This is a genomic window from Campylobacter concisus (genome assembly GCF_002912895.1).
In the GTDB taxonomy this organism is placed as follows: Bacteria; Campylobacterota; Campylobacteria; order Campylobacterales; family Campylobacteraceae; genus Campylobacter_A; species Campylobacter_A concisus_G.
In genome coordinates, this window is record NZ_POZX01000047.1 from 1 (window position 1) to 3,858 (window position 3,858).

The following is a 3,858-nucleotide window of genomic DNA, read 5'->3' on the forward strand; positions in this document are numbered from 1 at the left end:
GTATTCATAAATTTTAAAAACCATCTAAGACGCAAAAATCTAAGTGCGTATTTATCTATAAAAGGTAAGAATATATCACCATGCGCGATCTGAACGCGCTCCTCATTGATCGTCTTAAAATTTGCTGGTTGATCGTAAATATCATAAACCCTAACGCTTTTATAGCGCAGCATCTCACGCTCATCCCAAATTTCTCTTGTTTTATTAAATAAATTTGAAAGTCTAAAATCGTGATTGCCCTCAAAGTAAAAAAATTCCACCTTTTGTGAAATTTTATTTATAAGGCTTAAGTGCTCAGAGTAAAATTCTCTTGTGTATTCGCCATCGCCCGTTAGAAAGTCAAACATATCGCCTAACAAAAAAATTTGTGGCGGCTCTTTGATCTCCCCGCTATCAATGGCTCTTAAAAATTTTAAAAAGCCATTTCGGTTTACGTTTTCATGCGCATCAGCTAAAAAGATCGCACCTTCTTTTATAACGGGAGCATATAGATATTCGCTCAAATTTTGCCTTAATTAAAAATTAGCAGAGCCAAAAAGCAGTTTCTGACTCTTTGTCTCATCTTCTTAGTCAAATTTTATAGGCTTGTAGCAAATTTTTACGATCTCAACGTCGCTTCTACCTTTTGGCAAATTTAGCACTACCTCATCGCCCTCAGCCTTGCCCAAGAGCTGCTTTGCAAGTGGCGAATTTATCGAGATATAGCCTTTATCGATGTCGCTTTCACTAATGCCAACTATCGTATATGTGTGCTCTATTTCGGTTTCCTCGTCCATTATCGTAACGCTTGAGCCAAACCTAACTCTATCGTGCTCATAGCTACTTGGATCGATCACTTCAGCATTTGCAAGAAGCGCGCTTAGCTCTGCTATCCTAGCATCTATGAAAGCTTGCTTTTCTTTTGCAGCGTGATACTCAGCGTTTTCTTTTAGATCGCCGTGGCTTCTTGCGATGTCGATCTCTGTTACGATTTGTGGGCGTTGCACTAGCCTTAGATCCTTTAGCTCAGCTTCTATCTTCTCGTATCCGTGCATTGTCATTGGTTCACTCATTTTTTACTCCATATTTTTTAAAATTTTCACTACATTTTTACTGCTGCCATGCCCTAGGTAAGCCTTTAGCTCATCGCAGCCTTTTAAGAATTTTTGCCTATCGCAGCTCTCATAAGCTCTTAGCAAATTTTCAGCCGTTGCAAACTCTTGGATAAACTCCTCATGAAGCGGCTCTTTGCCCATGAAGTCAAACATTATATTTGCAAGTCCAGCATGCTTGATCTTTACAAATTTTCTAGCGATGAAAACATCTATCGCTTTTGCCTTATATGCTAGCACAAATGGCGTGCCAATGAGCGCTGCCTCAAGCGTAGCAGTGCCAGAGCAGACAAAGGCGAAGTCGCTCTCATACAAGGCTTCAGGCGTGTTTGAAACGACCTCAAAATCGCTTGTATCGCCATAAATTTCGCCCACTTTATCAAGCAAAAATGGCGGCACTACAAGCAGCCTTTTTGCTTCTATCTTTTTAGCAAGCTCTCTATAAACTGGCATCAGCCTTGAAATCTCTGACCTTCTTGATCCTGGCAAAAACGCCACTTTGCCACTGCTACTTAGGCTAGTTTTCTTAAGCTTTATCTCATCCATCAAAGGATGTCCCACGTAGGTCGATCGGCTATAAAATTTCGCATCAAATGGCAGGATCGAAGCTAGGTTGTCACAATACCTCTCCACAACGCTCACTCTTTTTGGCTTCCACGCCCAAACTTGAGGTAAGATGTAATATGTCACGGCTGCCTTTACCCCAGCCTCTTTTATCGCCTTTGCAAGCGGTAAGTTAAAAGCTGGACTGTCTATTAGTAGCACGGCATCAGCCTCTTTTGCCATCTGGCTCATCACCTTCATCGCCTTTTTTGCTTTTAAAATGAGCGGCAAAACCTCGACAAAGCCCATCGCTGAAAATTCGCTACTTTTCATATATGGCGTGCCAAGCTCTTCGCTAAAAATTCCCATTAGCTCAAATTCGCCCTCGTAATTTTTCAAAATTTCTTTTAAATGCAAATTTGCTGATGGCTCAAGAGCGGAGACTAAAATTTTCATTTACACACTTTCATCAGGTCTTTTTTTGGGGGCATTATACGCAAAAATTCTTTAAAATTTTAAGAAAGCTGTGATAAAATCCAACCCTTTAAAGGATAAAATTTGAAAGAAATTTTGATAACAAATGACGATGGATTTGAGGCGACTGGCTTGCTTGCTTTAAAAGAAGCTTTAAGCGAGATAGATGGCGTAAATGTCACGATCGTAGCTCCAAGCTCTGAAAAATCAGCCTGCGCTCACTCTTTGACGCTCACAAGGCCACTTAGGTTTATAAAACTTGATGATAACTTTTTTAAACTTGACGACGCAACGCCAAGTGACTGCGTCTACCTCGCACTTCACGCACTTTATAACAAAAAGCCAGACCTTGTAATAAGTGGCATAAATCACGGAGCAAATTTGGGTGAGGATATCACCTACTCTGGCACGTGCGGAGCGGCGATGGAGGGCGTTTTGCAGGGTATTAGAAGTATCGCTTTTTCGCAGTTTTATGCAAATAACTCACTAAATGAACTTGGCTTTGAGCTAGCAAAAGAGGTCGTGAAATTTATCGTACCAAAGGTGCTAGAGGGTGAAATTTTACTAAATCAAAGAGAATTTCTAAATGTAAATATCCCAGCCACAACTAGCAAAAATTTCAAAGGTTATGCCGTCGTGCCAGCTGGCAGACGCACCTACGCCACGCATGCCACGCTTAATCGCAACCCAAGAGGCATCGAGTACTACTGGCTTGGAAACGCCGCACTTGAATATGAAAAAGGCGAGCCAAGCGACATCAGCAAGGTAAATGAGGGCTTTGCCACGATAACGCCCATAAAACTAAACATGACTTCATACGAGAGCATGGAGAGCTTAAAAGGGAAATTTGATGCAAAATGATAGATTTACAAGGATAAGATGGCTCTTTGGCGAGGATGGTTTTAGCAAGCTTCAAAGCGCAAAAGTGCTAGTTTGCGGAGCTGGAGGCGTTGGTGGGATGTGCGTAGATGCGCTTGCTAGAAGCGGGGTCGGAAGCATCACGCTAATCGATAAAGACATCTTTGACGTGACAAATCAAAACCGCCAAATTTACAGTGAAAACGTAGGCGGCGTAAAGGTGGAGGAGTTTGCCAAAATTTATCCTTGCATCAAGCCTATGCAGACGCTGATCACGCCTGAGTTTGTCACTGGATTTGACTTTAGTAAATTTGATGTGGTGGTCGATGCGATCGATGATATCACCGCCAAGATCGCCCTTGCAAATGCGGTAGATACTAGCAAATTTATAGCCTCGATGGGTGGGGCAAAAAGGGTTGATCCAACCAAGATCAAGGTGGCTAGCGTTTGGAAAACATCGGTCGATCCACTAGCCAGAAAATATAGATATGAGCTCAAAAAATCAGGCTTTAGCGGTAAATTTGACGTGGTCTTTTCGATTGAAGAGCCACTTTGCAAGCCACTTGGAAGCTTCATGGGCGTGACTGCTTGCTTTGGGCTAAATTTAGCTTCACTAGCTGTTAAAAAGATAGTTGGGTAGTAAGTCAAAAATTTGTTCTCTGAGCAAAATTTTAAATTAAAGCTGGTATTTTTTGGATATAAATTTAATAGCCAGCTCTACAAAACACGAATTTAATAATCCAAGATGAGAATCTAGCAAATTTTAAAAATTTATGAGCGAGCATATCACGGCTCTAATTTTAGTGGCGAATGTTTATGAACCCTAAAATTAGTAAGTTGCTAAGGCTAGTGAGTAAGATTTTAAAATTTGCAAAGATAGTAAAAATTCTAT

Annotated in this window: 5 protein-coding genes; 2 read left to right on the forward strand and 3 right to left on the reverse strand. The window is 41.0% G+C overall.

Going from position 1 to position 3,858, the window contains the following annotated elements:
- The 3 genes from CYP51_RS05690 to lpxB all read right to left on the reverse strand — a co-directional run.
- Positions 1-503 (reverse strand): metallophosphoesterase (locus CYP51_RS05690; RefSeq protein ID WP_346209661.1); only part of this gene is annotated, 503 nt, incomplete at its 3' end.
- Between the two features lie 63 nt (positions 504-566).
- Positions 567-1,052 carry a transcription elongation factor GreA gene (gene greA, locus CYP51_RS05695; RefSeq protein ID WP_072594430.1) on the reverse strand — a complete coding sequence of 162 codons (486 nt, stop codon included), beginning with the start codon at positions 1,050-1,052 and terminating at the stop codon, positions 567-569.
- 3 nt (positions 1,053-1,055) lie between these two features.
- Entirely contained in the window at positions 1,056-2,090 is a 1,035-nt protein-coding gene (gene lpxB / locus CYP51_RS05700) for a lipid-A-disaccharide synthase (RefSeq protein ID WP_103624715.1), read from the reverse strand.
- A gap of 102 nt (positions 2,091-2,192) precedes the next feature.
- Between lpxB and surE the strand changes: the two genes are divergently transcribed.
- Positions 2,193-2,969, forward strand: a complete 777-nt coding sequence (surE, locus tag CYP51_RS05705) for a 5'/3'-nucleotidase SurE (RefSeq protein ID WP_103624716.1) — start codon at positions 2,193-2,195, stop codon at positions 2,967-2,969.
- A complete protein-coding gene (locus tag CYP51_RS05710; protein ID WP_103624717.1) occupies positions 2,959-3,606 on the forward strand; it encodes a tRNA threonylcarbamoyladenosine dehydratase in 648 nt (215 codons plus the stop codon). Before surE ends, CYP51_RS05710 begins: the two co-directional genes overlap by 11 nt.
- Positions 3,607-3,858: the final 252 nt, after the last annotated feature.